This is a genomic window from Pseudoalteromonas sp. MIP2626 (assembly GCF_013414205.1).
GTDB lineage: Bacteria > Pseudomonadota > Gammaproteobacteria > Enterobacterales > Alteromonadaceae > Pseudoalteromonas > Pseudoalteromonas nigrifaciens.
This window is the reverse complement of sequence record NZ_JAATTW010000003.1, coordinates 137,072-154,295: the sequence shown is the minus strand read 5'-3', so window position 1 is coordinate 154,295 and position 17,224 is coordinate 137,072. Positions and strand designations below refer to the sequence as shown.

The 17,224-nt window shown below is 40.4% G+C and carries 21 protein-coding genes; 13 read left to right on the top strand and 8 right to left on the bottom strand.

Annotated elements, in window-relative coordinates; translation table 11 throughout:
• Window positions 1-98 precede the first annotated feature (98 nt).
• Window positions 99-1,187 (bottom strand): cell division protein ZapE, encoded by a 1,089-nt coding sequence (zapE, locus tag HC000_RS03525; protein WP_179806974.1) that lies wholly within the window; start codon window positions 1,185-1,187, stop codon window positions 99-101.
• Window positions 1,188-1,312: 125 nt separating this feature from the next.
• Here zapE and HC000_RS03520 point away from each other — a divergent pair, with 125 nt between their 5' ends.
• From HC000_RS03520 to HC000_RS03510, 3 genes are all read left to right on the top strand, one after another.
• Complete coding sequence (locus tag HC000_RS03520) at window positions 1,313-1,747, top strand: YhcB family protein (RefSeq protein WP_011329183.1); 435 nt, start codon at window positions 1,313-1,315, stop codon at window positions 1,745-1,747.
• A gap of 393 nt (window positions 1,748-2,140) precedes the next feature.
• Window positions 2,141-3,493 carry a Do family serine endopeptidase gene (locus HC000_RS03515; protein WP_179806973.1) on the top strand — a complete coding sequence of 451 codons (1,353 nt, stop codon included), beginning with the start codon at window positions 2,141-2,143 and terminating at the stop codon, window positions 3,491-3,493.
• A 99-nt stretch (window positions 3,494-3,592) separates the two neighbouring features.
• Window positions 3,593-4,675, top strand: coding sequence for a trypsin-like peptidase domain-containing protein (locus HC000_RS03510; RefSeq protein ID WP_179806972.1), 1,083 nt, complete (start codon window positions 3,593-3,595; stop codon window positions 4,673-4,675).
• 67 nt (window positions 4,676-4,742) lie between these two features.
• Here HC000_RS03510 and murA read toward each other — a convergent pair whose 3' ends face one another.
• From murA to HC000_RS03475, 7 genes are read right to left on the bottom strand one after another with little or no spacing between them, the layout of a single operon-like run.
• Window positions 4,743-6,002, bottom strand: a complete 1,260-nt coding sequence (murA, locus tag HC000_RS03505) for a UDP-N-acetylglucosamine 1-carboxyvinyltransferase (protein WP_179806971.1) — start codon at window positions 6,000-6,002, stop codon at window positions 4,743-4,745.
• 13 nt (window positions 6,003-6,015) lie between these two features.
• Window positions 6,016-6,273, bottom strand: a complete 258-nt coding sequence (locus tag HC000_RS03500; RefSeq protein ID WP_011329187.1) for a BolA family protein — start codon at window positions 6,271-6,273, stop codon at window positions 6,016-6,018.
• A gap of 5 nt (window positions 6,274-6,278) precedes the next feature.
• Window positions 6,279-6,572 (bottom strand): STAS domain-containing protein, encoded by a 294-nt coding sequence (locus HC000_RS03495; RefSeq protein ID WP_011329188.1) that lies wholly within the window; start codon window positions 6,570-6,572, stop codon window positions 6,279-6,281.
• Window positions 6,565-7,245 (bottom strand): ABC transporter substrate-binding protein, encoded by a 681-nt coding sequence (locus HC000_RS03490; protein ID WP_179806970.1) that lies wholly within the window; start codon window positions 7,243-7,245, stop codon window positions 6,565-6,567. Before HC000_RS03490 ends, HC000_RS03495 begins: the two co-directional genes overlap by 8 nt.
• A gap of 5 nt (window positions 7,246-7,250) precedes the next feature.
• Window positions 7,251-7,799 (bottom strand): outer membrane lipid asymmetry maintenance protein MlaD, encoded by a 549-nt coding sequence (gene mlaD / locus HC000_RS03485; protein ID WP_011329190.1) that lies wholly within the window; start codon window positions 7,797-7,799, stop codon window positions 7,251-7,253.
• 13 nt (window positions 7,800-7,812) lie between these two features.
• On the bottom strand, window positions 7,813-8,592 hold the full coding sequence (mlaE, locus tag HC000_RS03480) for a lipid asymmetry maintenance ABC transporter permease subunit MlaE (protein WP_179806993.1): 780 nt from the start codon (window positions 8,590-8,592) through the stop codon (window positions 7,813-7,815).
• The gene (locus HC000_RS03475; protein WP_011329192.1) at window positions 8,592-9,407 is read right to left on the bottom strand and encodes an ATP-binding cassette domain-containing protein; all 816 of its coding nucleotides are present in this window, start codon (window positions 9,405-9,407) and stop codon (window positions 8,592-8,594) included. The genes mlaE and HC000_RS03475 overlap by 1 nt, the downstream gene beginning before the upstream one ends.
• A gap of 266 nt (window positions 9,408-9,673) precedes the next feature.
• On the opposite strand from HC000_RS03475, the gene HC000_RS03470 reads away from it, so the two are divergent.
• The 10 genes from HC000_RS03470 to rapZ all read left to right on the top strand — a co-directional run bounded on the left by HC000_RS03470 (window position 9,674) and on the right by rapZ (window position 17,187).
• On the top strand, window positions 9,674-10,642 hold the full coding sequence (locus HC000_RS03470; protein ID WP_041454567.1) for a calcium/sodium antiporter: 969 nt from the start codon (window positions 9,674-9,676) through the stop codon (window positions 10,640-10,642).
• Window positions 10,643-10,651: 9 nt separating this feature from the next.
• Complete coding sequence (locus tag HC000_RS03465; RefSeq protein WP_011329194.1) at window positions 10,652-11,623, top strand: KpsF/GutQ family sugar-phosphate isomerase; 972 nt, start codon at window positions 10,652-10,654, stop codon at window positions 11,621-11,623.
• Window positions 11,624-12,175, top strand: coding sequence for a 3-deoxy-manno-octulosonate-8-phosphatase KdsC (gene kdsC / locus HC000_RS03460; RefSeq protein ID WP_011329195.1), 552 nt, complete (start codon window positions 11,624-11,626; stop codon window positions 12,173-12,175).
• The gene (lptC, locus tag HC000_RS03455; protein WP_089368740.1) at window positions 12,172-12,729 is read left to right on the top strand and encodes an LPS export ABC transporter periplasmic protein LptC; all 558 of its coding nucleotides are present in this window, start codon (window positions 12,172-12,174) and stop codon (window positions 12,727-12,729) included. The genes kdsC and lptC overlap by 4 nt, the downstream gene beginning before the upstream one ends.
• The gene (lptA, locus tag HC000_RS03450) at window positions 12,719-13,264 is read left to right on the top strand and encodes a lipopolysaccharide transport periplasmic protein LptA (RefSeq protein WP_011329197.1); all 546 of its coding nucleotides are present in this window, start codon (window positions 12,719-12,721) and stop codon (window positions 13,262-13,264) included. The genes lptC and lptA overlap by 11 nt, the downstream gene beginning before the upstream one ends.
• A complete protein-coding gene (gene lptB, locus HC000_RS03445; RefSeq protein ID WP_011329198.1) occupies window positions 13,261-13,986 on the top strand; it encodes an LPS export ABC transporter ATP-binding protein in 726 nt (241 codons plus the stop codon). The genes lptA and lptB overlap by 4 nt, the downstream gene beginning before the upstream one ends.
• Before the next feature lie 69 nt (window positions 13,987-14,055).
• On the top strand, window positions 14,056-15,549 hold the full coding sequence (locus HC000_RS03440; RefSeq protein ID WP_041454568.1) for an RNA polymerase factor sigma-54: 1,494 nt from the start codon (window positions 14,056-14,058) through the stop codon (window positions 15,547-15,549).
• A gap of 26 nt (window positions 15,550-15,575) precedes the next feature.
• Window positions 15,576-15,863 (top strand): ribosome hibernation promoting factor, encoded by a 288-nt coding sequence (gene hpf / locus HC000_RS03435; RefSeq protein ID WP_011329200.1) that lies wholly within the window; start codon window positions 15,576-15,578, stop codon window positions 15,861-15,863.
• A 4-nt stretch (window positions 15,864-15,867) separates the two neighbouring features.
• Window positions 15,868-16,320, top strand: a complete 453-nt coding sequence (ptsN, locus tag HC000_RS03430; protein ID WP_041454569.1) for a PTS IIA-like nitrogen regulatory protein PtsN — start codon at window positions 15,868-15,870, stop codon at window positions 16,318-16,320.
• Window positions 16,321-16,341: 21 nt separating this feature from the next.
• Complete coding sequence (rapZ, locus tag HC000_RS03425) at window positions 16,342-17,187, top strand: RNase adapter RapZ (protein ID WP_011329202.1); 846 nt, start codon at window positions 16,342-16,344, stop codon at window positions 17,185-17,187.
• Window positions 17,188-17,224 lie beyond the last annotated feature (37 nt).

Sequence of the window (17,224 nt, the reverse complement as noted above, 5' to 3'; positions counted from 1 at the left end):
TGCTAGGCACTTTATATTAAAGAGACCTTCGCTGTGTATTGGGCTCTAGCATTGAGCCCTTTCCTCAAAAGAGTAAATTAGCCCTAAGACGCTAACTTTTATGCTAAATGCTCTTTCGCTAAATACTCTAGCGACTGCATTTCTTGTAAGCGACTTATGCAGCGTTTAAACTCAAAGCTTAAATTACCTTGAGTATAGAGCTCTGTAATGGGTTTTTCTGCCGAAATTATTAAAGTCACGTGGCGTTCGTAAAATTCATCTACTAATGCAATAAAGCGTCTTGCTGCGTCGTCATTCACTTGCCCAAATTGTTTTACGTTAGACAAAATAACTGTGTTATATAAACGGCTAATTTCCATGTAATCTACTTGGCTACGCGCGGTTTCACATAATTCGCTAAACTCAAACATTACAACACAATCAGATACTTTACGGGTTTTAATCATGCGCCCTTCAATTTCAATGGCGGTATTAGATTTACCCTGTTCGTGTGATAACTTATCAAAGTATTCAAATAGGTTTTTACCGGCTTGCTCATCGAGTGGGCTGTGAAATATCTCTGCCTGCTCTAAAGTTCTTAATCTGTAATCTATGCCCGAATCGACATTTACTATTTCTGTATTTGCATTAACAAGCGCAATCGCGGGCAAAAAGCGCGCGCGCTGTAAGCCATTTCGATACAACTCATCGGGAATAATATTCGACGTAGCAACTAACACTATGCCACGAGCAAACAGTGCTTCCATTAAGCCACCAAGTAACATAGCATCGGTAATGTCTTGAACGTAAAATTCATCAAAACAAATTATATCGGTTTCGGCTTTAAAAATATCAGCTACTATTTCTAGTGGATTTTCTTTTTTATTTAATTTTTTAAGCTCGTCATGTACTCGGTGCATAAAGCGGTGAAAATGCACGCGCATTTTACGCTGCCCCGGTAGTGCTTCATAAAAGGTATCAACTAAATACGTTTTACCACGCCCTACTCCGCCCCAAAAATACAAACCTTTTATAGGTGCAGGCTCTGTTTTATTAAATAGCTTTGCAAAAAAACCGGTAGGTTGCGGTTTTTCTTGAGTTAAATCATCATATAAGCGCTGTAAATGACGTACAGCATTTTCTTGTGCTGCGTCGTATACAAAGTCATCACGCTTGAGGTCTTGCTGGTATGTTTGCCAAGGAGTCATATCTATTTACAGTTAAAACGCAGTTTAATTTACAAAGCATATTAACACGCATCATTAGTCAGGGTATATTAGACTTAGTTTGATTTAAGATATTCGTTAGTTATTTTCCCAAAGAGGTGATATTTATGGGTACATTTACATGGGTCGGTTTAGTTATTATTGTTGCTATAGCCGCATTTTTCATCGGTGCATTTGTCACTAAAAAACAGTTCAAGCATGATGAATTAGAAGAGCAGGTTGAACAAGCAAAAAATACGCTAGAGCAATATCGACAAGATGTAGCTGATCACTTAGCAAATACTGGTAAGTTAGTAACTAAAATGAAAGACAATTACGATCAGTTACTTAGCCATGTTGAAGAAACTAATCAGTTGTTACTAGAGGACAGAAATAAAGCACCTGCTGAACCTTTTTTCTCTAAAGAGATGACTGAGCAGTTACAAGCTTCACTTAAAGAGCGCCGCTCAGATCGCTCTAACGCCGATGCACAGCCGGCTGATTACGTATCGGGTGAGTCTGGTTTGTTTGCTGGCGAAGCAAAATCTTCAACAGCATCTTGATGAACTTTTTTTCAACCCCATAGTCTTTAGATATAACAGCTTTGTTGTTTTAAAGGGCCTGTTTTTCTTTCGAGGTTGAATTTGCAGCAGTATGTTTGATTTTTAGGCAAGGCAGAGCCTGTGCCATGTGGTTATTTCACATAAACAGGCGATAACGCAGCATAAATAACAAACATGCGCTGCCCTTGGGTTCGTCCTAGGGGGAATTTACTCATTGTTGCTCGGTTTTTACTTAGCCCACTAGGTTACAAATCTCGCGCCGCGATTAAACCCCCTCTAGATAGAACAAATTACAATCCTGAAAGGTCAACAGGCCCTAAATAAACCGAAAAGGGCTGCTTTTAAAGTAGCCCTTTTTGTTTTCGCTTATCCTAAGTGGAGTAAACCCTGACTATGAAAATGAAATTATCACTTATCAGCGCAGCTATTTTGTCTACTAGCCTATTATTGAGCCCGGTTACGTCTTACGCAAAAATGCCGATTGCAGTAAATGGCCAACAATTACCAACACTTGCGCCTATGTTAGAGCAAATAACCCCTGGTGTTGTCAGTATCCAGGTGTCGGGCTCAAAAGAAATACGTCGCCGCGCCGATCCGCTGGAGTTCTTTTTTGGTAACCCACAACCTCGCAGTCAAAAACGTCAATTTAGCGGGTTAGGCTCAGGGGTTATTATTGATGCTAAGAAAGGTTATGTGGTCACTAACAACCATGTGATCCAAGACGCCGAAAAAATGATAGTCACCCTTGAAGACGGCCGAGAGTTTGAGGCAACCAAAATTGGCACTGATAAAGAGTCTGATATCGCCTTATTACAAATAGATGCAGATGATTTAACCGCAGTAAAGCTAGCTAACTCTGATAATTTACGGGTGGGCGACTTTGCTGTTGCCATTGGTAACCCATTTGGTTTAAGCCATACGGTTACATCTGGCATAGTAAGCGCACTTGGTCGCAGTGGCTTAAATATTGAAGGTTACGAAGATTTCATTCAAACCGATGCCGCTATTAACCAAGGTAACTCTGGTGGTGCATTAGTTAATTTAAATGGCGAGCTAATTGGAATTAACACCGCAATTTTAGGCGCATCTGGCGGTAACGTAGGTATTGGCTTTGCTATTCCTTCTAATATGATGAAAAACTTAGTCGATCAAATTATTGAACACGGTGAAGTTCGCCGTGGCTCGCTAGGAATATCAGGTCGCCCTCTCGATGCTGGGCTTGCCAAAGCACAGCAGCTTGACGTAAAACAGGGCGCGTATGTTATGCAAGTAATGGATAACACTGCAGCCAGCAAAGCGGGCATACAAGCAGGCGATGTTATTATTAGCATTAATGGTAGTGATATTAGCGGCTTTCATGAATTACGCAGTAAAATAGCAACCTTAGGCGAAGGCCGAGACGTTAAATTAGGTATTTACCGCGATGGTAAGATAAAAAACGTTAAAGTAACCCTAGATGGCGCATCTGGTATTACCGCAACAGGCGAAGAATTACACCCTGCATTTCAAGGTGCCACATTAGAAAACGTTAAGAAAAATAACGCTAAGGGTATTGAAGTTAGTACGGTAGATCCGCGCTCTCCTGCAGCGCGTGTTGGTCTTGAAGAAGGTGATATTATTGTGCAAGTAAATCGCCAGCGCGTAGAAAGCATAAATGATATGAACCAGATCATTGAAAACATCAAAGGCAACATTGTATTAGGGGTAAAACGCGGTCGTGAGTCTATATTTGTACTCATTCAATAATTTATAACCGTTAAAATGCAATAAAAGTAACAGCGGCACTTGCCGCTGTTATTTTTTTTGGCCATCATAAAGAGATTGCTCACTAACAATAAGAATCTTGTGCTAAAAATCTTAAAATTTATACTCCCTCCTCTATTTGCAGGCCTAGGTATTGCTTTTTTAGTGGTTTTTTTTAGTCCTAATATGCGCACTGCATTGCTGCCTAATGTGCCACTGCCCAGTGCTATGAGTAGCAACCATTTAAGCTTTTCAGATGCGGTTAAGCGTGCGGCTCCTTCGGTAGTCACCGTTTTTTCAGAAAGTATCTCTAAAGAACCACGCTATAAACAACAAAACACCGTACAAGAACTAGGTTCGGGCGTGATCATGTCGCAAGATGGCTATATTCTTACCAATTATCATGTGATTAATAATGCCGACCAAATACTGGTTATATTAACCGATGGCCGACGCTTTTTTGATGTACAGCTTATTGGTTTTGATACTATTACTGACCTTGCGCTCTTAAAAATTAATGCCGATCACTTACCTGTTATTCCTGTTAACGATGACTACTCATCAAGTGTTGGCGACATTGTACTGGCCATTGGTAACCCTTTAAATTTAGGGCAAACCATTACCCAAGGCATTATTAGCGCCACCGGCAAACAAAAAATCACCGACAGTCCTTATAATAATTTATTGCAAATGGACGCAGCCATTAATGTAGGCAATTCGGGCGGTGCATTAGTTAATTCCAATGGTGATTTAGTCGGTATTACTTCTGCGCAATTTAAAACTCGCGAAAACTTAAACATACAGGGAATATTTTTTGCGGTTCCTTACTCTTTAGTAAAAGAGGTTATGGCAAAACTAATTCGTCATGGCCGAGTGGTTCGTGGCTACTTAGGCTTTGAGGGGACAGCTGTAGATAGCACAGGCAAAGAAGTAAACGACAGCCTAACGCCCGTGGCAGGTATGCGTATTACTAACTTAGATCCACTAGGCCCAGCTTGGCAGGCCGGTATTGAAGAGCAAGATATTGTAATTGAAATAGCAGGACTTTCGGTAGCAAACCCACAAAAAGTGTTAGAAAAAATAGGCAATACCGAACCCGGTAAAGAAATAGAATTTGAGCTGTACCGCAATGGTAAAATAGAAAAAATAATGGTGACGGTTGCAGAGCTTGAAACTAAGCTTTAATAAAAAGGCCGGATAGCAAATTAGCTTATCCGGCCTTTAAAAATACCTTAACTAACTAAATAGTTATTTAACTACTTCTACGTTTAATATTAGCACCTAACGCGCTGAGCTTATCTTCAATGCGCTCATAACCTCTATCAACATGATAAATACGATCAACTATCGTTTCACCTTGCGCCACTATACCGGTTAAAATTAAACTGGCTGATGCACGTAGGTCGGTTGCCATAACTTGGGCACCGCTAAGAGTTTTTGTATCACCACAAATAGCTGTGTTGCCTTCTAAGCGAATATTTGCGCCCATACGTTGTAGCTCAGGTACATGCATAAAGCGGTTTTCAAAAATAGTTTCGGTAATGGTGGCACTACCATTAGCCACTACATTTAATGCGGTAAACTGCGCCTGCATATCGGTAGGAAAACCAGGATGCGGAGCTGTTTTAATATTAACGGCTTTTAATTCTCTGCCGCGCATATCTAAATAAATGCTGTTGTCATGTACTTCTAACAATGCATTGGTTGCACGTAGCTTTTCAATTACCGGCTCAAGTGAATGAAAATCGGTCATCTTACACAGCACTTCGCCACTGGCCATAGCAGCAGCAACTAAAAAAGTACCTGTTTCAATACGATCTGGTAAAATACGGTGCTCACAACCCGCTAAACGCTCAACGCCTTCAATTTCAATACGGTTTGTACCCGCACCCGTAATTTTAGCGCCCATAGCAATTAAGCAATTAGCCAAGTCTGTTATTTCTGGCTCACAAGCTGCATTTTCAAGCACAGTTTTGCCATCGGCTAAGGTCGCGGCCATCAATAGGTTTTCAGTAGCGCCAACGCTAACCATCTCCATAAAGATTTCAGCGCCTTTTAAGCGACCATTTACTTTGGCATTAATATAGCCGTTTTCTACGTTGATTTGTGCGCCCATGCGCTCTAAGCCTTGAATATGAATATCCACAGGTCGAGCCCCAATAGCGCAGCCACCAGGGAGTGACACTTGTGCTTCACCAAAACGCGCCACTAAAGGCCCGAGTGTCAGTACCGATGCACGCATTTGCTTAACTAGGTCATACGGAGCAAGTGTTTTATCCACTGTTGCGCCGTCAATCACAAGCGTGTCGCCTTGCCAATTAACACTCGCACCTAAGGTTTTTAATAACGCTTCGGTGGTAACTATGTCACGCAAGCGCGGTACATTAGTAAACGTACTTTTACCATCGGCTAATAATGCGGCAAATAAAATAGGAAGTGCCGCATTTTTAGCGCCAGAGATAGTAACTTCACCCGCAAGCGAAGTGCCACCTTGAATTACAAATTGATCCATGTAGGGGCCTTTTTTATTGCGGTAAAATAAATTTTTGTTCGCGTTTCCACTCTACAGGAGTAAAAGCGCGAATTGATACTGCGTGAATGGTGCCATCTGAAATAGTATTCATTAATGGTCCATAAACTAGCTGTTGCTTTTTCACTCGGCTTAAACCGTCAAAGCATTCGCCAACAGCTATTACTTCATAATGGCTACCATTGGCTTTAACATGTACTTCTGCTAATTGAAGTTCATCGCGTAATAATATTTCGACTTGGCTAGTTTCCATAACTCTCACTCAAATAGGGTTGTAACTTGACCCAATTGCATTAAATTTTGCAATTGTTCAGGTGGATTTTGCAACTCAAGGCGAATGCCTTGTTGCTTGTACTGCGCAAAAGTGTGAATTAACCAAGCTAAGCCTGCTGTGTCAACCCTAGATACGTCACTAAGGTCAAAGTAGCAGATTTTATGCTTGGTTATTGCCTGACTGCCCAGGCCTTTTTCATCGCCAATTGAACTTCGAGTAAGCTCACCACTGACTCGAAAATGTTGCTCATCAACTTGGCTTATCACCAACTTAGTCATTGGTGTCGCTGCCTCTAAACTGTACTGGCAGTTGGCTCTTTTGCTCTAAAAGGTTACTTACGTGGTCAATACCTTGTTGGCGTAACATGCCTTGTAGCTCACTTTGCTTTGCATCTAGTAAGCTAATACCTTCTGCAATCATATCGTAAGCACGCCATTCACCACTTCTGTCTTCACGTACTTTAAAGTCAATTTTAATATCGGGTTTACCCGCTTCAATTATCTTGCTTTTTACTACCACCACATCTTTACCTTTAAAAGGTTGTGGTGCGCCAAACTCGACTTGTTGGTTGGTGTATTGGGTAAAAACACCTGCATACGTTGCTACTAGGTACTCTCTAAATACTACAATAAAGCGCTGAATATCTTTAATTGCGCGCGCTTTTTCAGCTTCATCGGTTATTGCACGCACTTTTGATACTTCGCTGCCTAACACTCGCAGTGCCGCATATTTGTAGTCAATGTAGGGCATTAATTCTTCTTCAACAATGACACGTAAATGCTCATTATTTTTAATAATTAATGGCTGATCTTTTGTGATCCGCTCAAAGGTATTATCTGCCACTTGACGTACCATTTTGTTAGGATCTGTTAGTTTAACATCGGCAGCTTTAACTACCTGTGCAAACGTTAGGGTACTAAGCGCTGCAATAACTAAAAACTTTTTCAACATAATAATTACTCACTACCTTGGTTGAATAAAAACTGCCCAATTAACTCTTCTAGCACTAAGGCAGACTTAGTATCGGTAATAGATCCACCGTCACCTAGCGCTTTACTTTCTACGCCAAATAAATCATCAATTGCTTGATCTTGTTCGTTATGTACCACAGTTAAACCTAAACAACGCTGCTCTGCAGATTCTGGTGCAATAACAGGATTAATCCCTAAGTACTGCTCACCTAAAATGCCTGACGTTAAAATAGAGATTGAGCTAGTGTCTGAAAAACGACATAAATACTGTGCATCAATGGTCATATTAACAACTGGTAAAAATTCTTGCGGATGAACATAAATAGATTCTACCCGGCCAATAACCACACCGCCCACTTTAATGGGTGCACGGGGCTTTAATGAGCCTATGTTTTCAAATTTAGCATTAAGTGTGTATGTGTCACCTGAGCCACTAATACCAGTGTTGGCCACTTTAAGCGCAAGCATAGCAAATGCTAAAATGCCTAGTGCGACAAAAAAACCAACTAAAATCTCTAATTTCCGTGAATTCATTATCTATACCCTACTAGTTGGTAAACATTACCGCTGTCAAAAGAAAGTCAAACCCTAACACTGCTAAAGATGAGTGCACCACGGTTTCTGTGGTTGCTTTACTGATCCCCTCAGAAGTTGGTACACAATCATATCCTTTATAAAGGGCGATCCAGGTCACTACAATAGCAAATACAACGCTTTTAATTATGCCATTGAGTATGTCTTGCTGAAACGAAACTTGTGATTGCATAATTGACCAAAAGCTTCCGGTATCAACGCCTAGCCAATCAACGCCGACTAAATGGGCACCAATAATAGCCACTGCCGAAAATATTAATGCTAACAACGGCATACTTATTAAACCAGCCCAAAAACGCGGTGCAATTATACGTTTCAATGGATCAATGGCCATCATTTCGAGTGATGACAATTGCTCGGTTGCTTTCATTAAGCCAATTTCAGCGGTGAGCGCACTGCCCGCCCGCCCAGCAAATAGCAATGCAGTAACCACAGGACCTAACTCTCTGAGCAAACTCAGCGCAACTAAAGGGCCTAAGCTATCCTCTGCACCATAACCAACCAGCACTGTATAGCCTTGCAGCGCTAATACCATGCCAATAAACAACCCCGACACCACAATAATGAGCAACGATTGTGAGCCCACCATATAAAGCTGGCGAATGAGTAAGGGGGGGCCTTTTTTAAAGTTAGGTATGTGCACAAGTGCACCAAATAACATGTTCGCTGAGCGCCCTAGCGCTGCAAAACGACCTAGTGTTTTATGCCCTATTTTTTGCAGAAAATTCAACATCATTTATTCTCTCCAAGCAACTCATCTGCATATATTTGTGCCGGGAAATGAAATGGCACAGGACCATCCGATAAGCCTTTTAAGAACTGCTGTACCAAAGGAGATTCATGTTGACGCATTTGTTCTGGCGATCCACTGCCAATAACACCTTGATCGGCAATTATTATAACGTGATCGGCAATGCTCATGACTTCGTTCACATCATGGGTCACGATTAAAGACGATAAACCAAGCACTTCATTGAGTGACTTTATAAGCTTTACCAGTACTCCCATAGAAATAGGGTCTTGGCCTGCAAATGGCTCATCATACATAATTAATTCAGGGTCAAGTGCTATAGAGCGGGCTAAAGCTGCACGGCGAGCCATACCACCTGACAACTCCGATGGCATTAAATCTTTAGCGCCTCGTAAACCCACAGCTTGTAACTTCATTAATACCACTAAACGAATAAGGTCTTCACTTAGCTTAGTGTGCTCTCGAATCGGAAAAGCTATATTATCGAATACCGACATGTCAGTAAATAATGCACCACTTTGAAAAAGCATACTCATTTTGGTACGCGCTTCATATAGGGCTTTACGTGACATTTTTGGAATGCTACTGCCTTCAAATAAAATATCACCAGAGTCAGGCTTTAGCTGACCGCCAATTAAACGTAGCATGGTAGTTTTACCAATGCCGCTTGGCCCCATAATGGCAGTGATTTTACCTTTAGGAACACTAAAACTCATATTTTTATATATGATTCTATCGCCCCTTGAAAAGCAAACATCCTTGACTTCTACTATTGATTGCGACAAGTCGCTCTCCATAACAATATTCACTCGTATTCCTATTTTAAGGCTTTTTCGACCAAGATGGAAAAAACAATTCGTAAGATTTTGTAATGTAATTGCCAAAACAGTTATAAGGCTCGCTCAAACCACCTTAACCTTGGCTTAAACCTTTGCATAGCATACCCTAAATATTTATAAAATAAGTGATTAACCGCTCTCTTCGCCACTGTTTTATTTATACTTTCAGATTGGCTTTTGTTACTATTCGCGCAATATGTATTTTCAATAACTGGTTCAATACAATGGTTACCTCATTTGTTATTTTAATTTTTGGTCTTGCTGGCCTAGTTTGGAGCGCTGACAAGTTCGTTTATGGCGCCGCAGCACTGGCGAAAAACTTTGGTGTGCCTACTTTAATTGTAGGGTTAACCGTTGTTGCAATGGGTTCATCAGCGCCTGAAATGATGGTTTCGGCTTCTGCCGCTTTAGCCGGTAAAACCGATACTGCCATAGGCAATGCCGTTGGCTCAAACATAACCAATATTTTATTAGTACTGGGTATTACCGCTTTATTGCGCCCGCTGTCTGTTTCATCAAGCACCTTAAAACGTGAAATACCTTTGGTATTAATTATTTCGTTAGCTACTTGGTATATTTTTTCAGATAACTATTTTTCATACCCAGAAGCAATTGCCCTACTTATTGGTTTTGTTGTATTTATTTTTGGACTTATTATTATCTCCCTAAGAGCTAAAAATAATAACGATCCATTTGTAAACGAAGCCTGCGATGAAGTACCCGATAACGTTCCCACTAAAAAGGCAGTTTTTTGGCTCATTGTGGGCTTGATATTACTTCCTGTTAGTTCTCACTTTTTAGTTGGCTCAGCTGTCGATATTGCAAAATTCTTTGGCTTAAGTGACTTGGTAATTGGCTTAACTATTATTGCTATTGGCACCAGTTTACCAGAACTGGCAGCGTCTGTTGCAGGTGTGCTTAAAAATGAAGATGACCTAGCACTGGGTAATATTGTGGGCTCAAATATTTTTAATATTTTAGCCGTGTTACCACTTGCCGGTATTATCAATCCATCGATAATCGACCCTTCTATTGCTAATCGTGATGTACTGATTATGATTGCAGCAACCTTGGCACTTATTGTTATGTCATTGAACTTTAGAGGCGCTCAGCGTATCAATAGAGTAGAAGGTGGTTTACTGCTAAGCGCATTTTTGATTTACCAAGGTTACATCTTTAGTCAAATAGGGTAAGAGTTGTCTATGACCAAGCTAAGTTTTATCGAGCAAGGGCTACGTGTTCTTGATATCGAGCGCCAAGCACTTTTTGATATAAAACAATATGTAGATGATAATTTTCATCAGGCATGTCAGCTTATGTATGACTGCAGCGGCCGTATTATAATTATTGGTATGGGTAAGTCTGGGCATATTGGCCATAAAATTGCGGCAACTTTAGCAAGCACTGGTAGCCCTGCTTTTTTTGTGCACCCAGGCGAAGCCAGCCACGGCGATTTGGGCATGATCACTAAAAACGATGTCGTTATGCTTATTTCTAACTCAGGCGAAACCAGTGAAGTACTTAATATTATTCCAGTGTTAAAACGCCTTGGTGCAAAAATTATTTCCATGACAGGAAATACACAATCAACCATGGCCACACTTGCTAACGTGCATGTATGCATTAAAGTAGAAAAAGAAGCCTGCTCATTAGGCTTAGCACCAACAGCCAGTACCACGGCAACACTCGCTATGGGCGATGCAATGGCGGTAGCACTGTTAGAAGCACGCGGATTTACTGCCGATGACTTTGCACTATCGCATCCCGGTGGCAGTTTAGGGAAGCGATTACTGCTCACCTTAAAAGATGTTATGCACAGCGGTGTAAATACGCCTATTATAACTACTTCGCAAACTATTAAAGATGCACTGATTGAGATGACAGCTAAAGGCTTAGGTATGACCGCCATAGTTGACGATAACCAGCAACTCGCCGGGTTATTTACCGATGGTGATTTACGCCGTATTTTAGAGCAACGCGTTGATATTCATACCACGTCAATAGATGCAGTAATGACTAAATCGTGTACCACGGCAACCCAAGATATGCTTGCTGCGCAAGCGCTTAATATTATGGAACATAAACGCATTAATGGCTTAATTATTATTAATGAGCATAATCAGCCTATTGGGGCACTCAATATGCAAGACCTACTTAAAGCAGGAGTATTATAAATGCAATTTGAAGAACTCTATCAAGCGCTAAGTGATGACGCTAAAGCGCGCGCAAAAAAAGTAAAACTACTTATATGCGACATTGATGGCGTATTTTCTGATGGCCGAATTTATCTTGGCAACCAAGGTGAAGAGCTAAAAGCATTTAATACAAAAGATGGCTTTGGTATTAAAGCACTTATTAACAGCGGCTTTGAAGTAGCGGTTATTACCGGCAGGCACTCGCAAATAGTACAACAACGTATGACCAGCTTAACCGTGCAGCATATTTATCAAGGTCAAGAAAACAAGCTTATTGCCTACCAAGAACTTAAAAACAAGCTTAATTTGAGCGATGAGCAAATTGCTTATATTGGTGATGATGGCCCAGATATGCCTGTTATGGAGTTAGTTGGCTTTGCAGTAGCAGTAAACGACGCGCACCCACTAATTAAACGCTTAGCACATTACACTACGCAAATGCCGGGTGGTTTTGGTGCAGTAAGAGAGCTAACCGACTTACTTATGCTTGAAAACAATAAACCATTAACTAGCCAAGGCACCAGTTCATGAATATAGCGCGCATAGTCTTAAGCGTTTTATTCATCACCTGTATGGTTTGGCTTTGGTACCCTTATTTTACTCAGGTAAATACGGTTGCTAAAGCCGACTCAGAAGTAATAGCTAAACCCGATTACACCGCCATTGAGCTAAAACAAACAGCTTTTGACGAAAACGGTGAAATTAGCCATAAAGTAACTGCGGTTAAAACGGAGCTTTACGAGCAGCTAGGATTTACCTTATTCGAAAAACCTACTTTCATATTGTACGACGACAGACAAAAAACGTGGCGTATCAATGCTGATGAAGCAACACTTTACGATGAAAGACAATTAATTTTAGAGGGTAATGTAACTGCCCAAAACTTAATTGATGGCGCAATGATAGACAAAATTACCGCCGACAATATTCAAGTAGATATAATGCTACTCACTATGCGCAGCGAACAGCCCGTTATTATAACTGGACCGAATTTAAAGATCACCGGTAAAGGCCTTGAAGCCAATTTAACAACCGAGGTGATAAAACTAATTAACCATACGCGAACACTATATTATGACCAATAACCTTGCAAAAATACTTATTATTCCATCGCTTATACTTGTATTTAATAGTAATGCGGCAGAGCAAAGTACTTCCCCATTAGCTAATCAAATTTCTATTAGTGCTGACCGCCAAGAAGGCCAACTAAAAGAAAACGTTGGTATTTTTGAGAAAAACGTCGAGATAATTCACGGTAATCGTCGTATCACCGCCGATCGTTTAGAAGTACATAAGCGCGACGAACTTGGCGATAATAAACAACTATTAATTGCCACGGGCAGTCCTGCATATTTTGAAGAAAAGCAAGCAGATGGTACTGTCATGAGCGCCAGCGCTAACGAAGTACGTTACGATGTAGCGAAACGTTTTTTAACCCTAGTAGGAGATGCAAACATTTCTCAAGCTGGGCAAAAAATTACGGCTAAAAGCATCACCTACGATATAGAGCAACAGCTTATAAGTGCTGAAAAAGATGAAAACTCAACTGATCGGGTACACACTATTTTAGTGCCTGTAGACGTAAAAAAAGAACAAAAACTCAATAAAGGTCAGCCATGAGTACATTAAAAGCAGAGCTATTAGCAAAAAGCTATAAAGGCCGTGAAGTTGTTAAAAATGTAGGACTTGAAGTAAAAGCTGGTAGCATTGTTGGTTTACTTGGCCCAAATGGCGCAGGTAAAACCACTACCTTTTACATGATTGTAGGCTTAGTACCTAGCGACAAAGGTAAAATATTAATTGATGATAACGATATTACCTTACTTCCTATGCACAGCCGTGCTCGTTTAGGTATTGGTTATTTACCACAAGAATCTTCTATTTTTAGAAAGCTCACTGTGTATCAAAATTTAATGGCTATTTTAGAAACGCGTAAGCAACTAAATAAACAAGCCAGGGAAGAAACCCTAAATAGTTTATTGGACGAATTTAGCCTGCAACATATTCGCGACAGCTTAGGTATGGCGCTATCTGGTGGTGAACGTCGCCGCGTAGAAATAGCACGTGCTTTAGCTGCAGATCCTAAATTTATATTGCTTGATGAGCCCTTTGCTGGCGTGGATCCTATTTCAGTACTCGATATTAAAAAAATTATAGAACACCTTAAAAATCGTGGTATTGGCGTACTAATTACCGACCACAATGTAAGGGAAACCCTTGATGTTTGTGAAAAAGCCTACATTGTTTCTCATGGGGAGCTAATTGCATCTGGTACTCCTGAATTTGTATTAAACGATAAAACAGTACGTGATGTTTATTTAGGCGAGCAGTTCAAACTGTAATATTTATGTTATTACTATAAGCATCTGCTAAGATTAATCATATCAATTTATAAGGATTGTTAGAGATAAATGAGGCAATCATTACAGCTGCGCATGGGCCAGCAACTTACAATGACTCCGCAACTGCAACAGGCTATTCGCTTATTGCAGCTTAGTACCTTGGATCTCCAGCAAGAAATACAAGAAGCACTTGATAGCAACCCATTACTTGAAGTTGATGAACAAGATTACACGGAAGAATCAGCAGGTAAAAACGAGCAAAAAGCAGATGACATTACTGTTAGCGCCTCTGCTGACGACACCCCAAGCGAGTATGAGCAAGATAGCGGTGAAGCACTAAATAAAGACACCATAAGCGACGACATGGCCATGGATGTATCATGGGATGAATATATGAGCGCAGCGCCTGCCTCTTCATCAGGGCCAATGCCTGAAGATGAATCTATTTATCAAGGTGCATCAACCGAAACCCTGCATGAATACTTAATGTGGCAATTACAGCTCACCCCTTTTAGCCCTACCGACGAAGCTATTGCCATAGCTATCGTTGAAGCCGTAGATGACTCTGGTATTTTAACCCTCAGTTGCGAAGACCTTTTAGCAAGCTTTAACCAAGAAACTGACGACGAACACGAAGTAGAACTAGATGAAATAGAAGCAGTGCTAAAGCGCATTCAATTATTTGATCCTGTTGGTATTGCAGCTCGCAGCTTGCAAGAATGCTTATGCATTCAATTAAATCAATTTGATAAAGACACCCCTTATATTAACGAAACAAAAATGGTGTTAACTGATCATATCGATTTACTCGCTGCTCGCGACTATCGTACGTTAATGAAAAAAACTAAGCTCAAAGAAGAAGAGCTTAAAGAAATAATGACACTTATTCATACGCTTAATCCTAAGCCTGCGGATACTATTGTCAGAGAAGAGTCTGAATACGTTATACCTGACGTGTCTGTTAAAAAAATAAAAGGCCGCTGGGTGGTAGAGCTAAACCCAGATAGCATGCCAAAAATACGTGTTAACAGCCAATATGCGGCTATGTCTCGTACAGTAAAATCCAGCGGTGACAGCCAATTTATTCGCTCGCACTTACAAGAAGCTAAATGGTTTATTAAAAGCCTAGAAAGTAGAAACGAAACACTCCTGAAAGTAACTAATTGTATTGTTAAGCAGCAACAAGCGTTTTTTGAACATGGCCCAGAAGCCATGAAACCTATGGTATTAAACGATGTTGCCGAAATAGTTGAAATGCACGAGTCGACTATTTCACGGGTCACTACGCAAAAATATATGCACACTCCACGTGGCATTTTTGAGCTTAAGTACTTTTTTTCAAGCCATGTAAGCACCGAAAATGGTGGCGAATGTTCATCAACTGCCATACGTGCCCTGATTAAAAAGTTGATAGCTGCAGAAAACTTAGCCAAACCATTGAGTGATAGCAAGATTGCAGATATATTGGCTGAGCAAGGAATTAAAGTAGCTAGACGGACAATTGCAAAATATCGCGAATCTCTGGCTATTCCCCCGTCGAATCAACGTAAAAGCTTGATTTAAGACGTACAACAAAGAGGAAAATGCTGATGCAACTAAACTTAACTGGTCGTCATGTAGACATTACAGACTCATTAAGAGACTATGTAAATAATAAATTTGCAAAGCTGCAAAGACACTCAGATCACATAACTAATGTGCATGTTATTCTCGATGTAGAAAAATTAAGTCAAAAAGCTGAAGCAACAATTTTTGTAAGTGGCGCTGAGCTATTTGCATCGACCGAACACCAAGATATGTACGCTGCCATTGACTCGTTGATTGACAAACTCGATCGTCAAGTAATTAAACACAAAGAGAAGTTTGCTCGACACTAACACTATGAAATTAAGCTCACTTATATGCCAGGACTGCAGCAAAGCTGTGGTCCTTTTTAATAGTAAAAAAAGAATTTTAGAATTCATCAGTGAACTCGCGCATAAAAAAATGCCGTATTTACCTCAGCAAGATATTCTCACTGCTTTATTGGCAAGAGAAAAGCTAGGTAGTACCGGTATTGGCCGAGGAATAGCAATTCCACATGGCCGTATGAGCGGGGCACAAGAGCCTCTTGCCTTAATTTTAATAAGCGAAACCGCTATTAATTTTGATGCAATTGATAATCGTCCAGTTGATATTTTTGTTGCGCTTATAGTGCCCGATGGCGATAACCAGCAGCACTTGAAAACACTAGCCACAATAGCTGATAAACTAAACGATAAAGAGTTTTGTAAGCAATTGCGTGCGGCAAAGTCTGATGAAGCGTTATACCAAGTTATTTTGGATCAATCCTAGTTACTAATAAAGGGGTGGTAAATGGAATTAATTATTATAAGTGGCCGATCAGGTTCTGGTAAGTCAGTTGCTTTACGTGTTGTAGAAGATTTAGGTTACTATTGTGTAGATAATATTCCGGTAAATTTGCTGCCTTCATTAGTGCGCAGTGTCTCTGATAACTACGATAAAATAGCCGTTAGTATAGACGTGCGTAACCTGCCTAAAGATCAGCAGCAGTTTAACGATATTCTTGAGTACTTGCCCGACTTTGCTAAACCAACGTTATTTTATTTAGATAGCGACGATCAAACGTTAATCCGCCGTTATTCAGAAACGCGTCGTTTGCACCCGCTTTCGATTGATTCGCTACCGCTAGATTTAGCAATAAAAAAGGAAAAAGAATTACTCGATGTACTCGTAACGCGGGCTGATCATGTCATTGATACAACCGATTTAAGTGTGCATCAACTTGCTGAATCTATGCGTGAAACCATACTCGGTAAAAAAGACAAACAGCTTATCATTACCTTTGAGTCGTTTGGCTTTAAGCATGGTATTCCCAAAGGTGCTGATTATGTTTTTGATGCGCGTTTTTTACCAAACCCACACTGGGAACCGGAGCTCAAGCCTTTAACTGGATTAGATCAACCAGTAAAAGATTATTTAGCTAGTCATAGTATTGTGCAAAAATTCACTTGGCAAATTCAAACCTTTGTACAAACGTGGTTACCACACCTAGAGCGTAATAATCGCAGTTATTTAACCATTGCTATTGGTTGTACTGGTGGTCAGCACCGCTCAGTTTATTTAGCGCAAACAATTGGTGAAAGCTTTGCTATGTCTCACCCTAATGTAAAAATTCGCCATCGCGAGCAAGAAAAATAATTCAATTTAAATAATCATCTGTTCAGCTTAAGTAGAG

Coding starts and splice junctions, on each gene's coding strand:
- zapE (WP_179806974.1), bottom strand. CDS start 1,187: ATGACTCCTTGGCAAACATACCAGCAAGACCTCAAGCGTGATGACTTT.
- HC000_RS03520 (WP_011329183.1), top strand. CDS start 1,313: ATGGGTACATTTACATGGGTCGGTTTAGTTATTATTGTTGCTATAGCC.
- HC000_RS03515 (WP_179806973.1), top strand. CDS start 2,141: ATGAAAATGAAATTATCACTTATCAGCGCAGCTATTTTGTCTACTAGC.
- murA (WP_179806971.1), bottom strand. CDS start 6,002: ATGGATCAATTTGTAATTCAAGGTGGCACTTCGCTTGCGGGTGAAGTT.
- HC000_RS03500 (WP_011329187.1), bottom strand. CDS start 6,273: ATGGAAACTAGCCAAGTCGAAATATTATTACGCGATGAACTTCAATTA.
- HC000_RS03495 (WP_011329188.1), bottom strand. CDS start 6,572: ATGACTAAGTTGGTGATAAGCCAAGTTGATGAGCAACATTTTCGAGTC.
- HC000_RS03490 (WP_179806970.1), bottom strand. CDS start 7,245: ATGTTGAAAAAGTTTTTAGTTATTGCAGCGCTTAGTACCCTAACGTTT.
- mlaD (WP_011329190.1), bottom strand. CDS start 7,799: ATGAATTCACGGAAATTAGAGATTTTAGTTGGTTTTTTTGTCGCACTA.
- mlaE (WP_179806993.1), bottom strand. CDS start 8,592: ATGTTGAATTTTCTGCAAAAAATAGGGCATAAAACACTAGGTCGTTTT.
- HC000_RS03475 (WP_011329192.1), bottom strand. CDS start 9,407: ATGGAGAGCGACTTGTCGCAATCAATAGTAGAAGTCAAGGATGTTTGC.
- HC000_RS03470 (WP_041454567.1), top strand. CDS start 9,674: ATGGTTACCTCATTTGTTATTTTAATTTTTGGTCTTGCTGGCCTAGTT.
- HC000_RS03465 (WP_011329194.1), top strand. CDS start 10,652: ATGACCAAGCTAAGTTTTATCGAGCAAGGGCTACGTGTTCTTGATATC.
- kdsC (WP_011329195.1), top strand. CDS start 11,624: ATGCAATTTGAAGAACTCTATCAAGCGCTAAGTGATGACGCTAAAGCG.
- lptC (WP_089368740.1), top strand. CDS start 12,172: ATGAATATAGCGCGCATAGTCTTAAGCGTTTTATTCATCACCTGTATG.
- lptA (WP_011329197.1), top strand. CDS start 12,719: ATGACCAATAACCTTGCAAAAATACTTATTATTCCATCGCTTATACTT.
- lptB (WP_011329198.1), top strand. CDS start 13,261: ATGAGTACATTAAAAGCAGAGCTATTAGCAAAAAGCTATAAAGGCCGT.
- HC000_RS03440 (WP_041454568.1), top strand. CDS start 14,056: ATGAGGCAATCATTACAGCTGCGCATGGGCCAGCAACTTACAATGACT.
- hpf (WP_011329200.1), top strand. CDS start 15,576: ATGCAACTAAACTTAACTGGTCGTCATGTAGACATTACAGACTCATTA.
- ptsN (WP_041454569.1), top strand. CDS start 15,868: ATGAAATTAAGCTCACTTATATGCCAGGACTGCAGCAAAGCTGTGGTC.
- rapZ (WP_011329202.1), top strand. CDS start 16,342: ATGGAATTAATTATTATAAGTGGCCGATCAGGTTCTGGTAAGTCAGTT.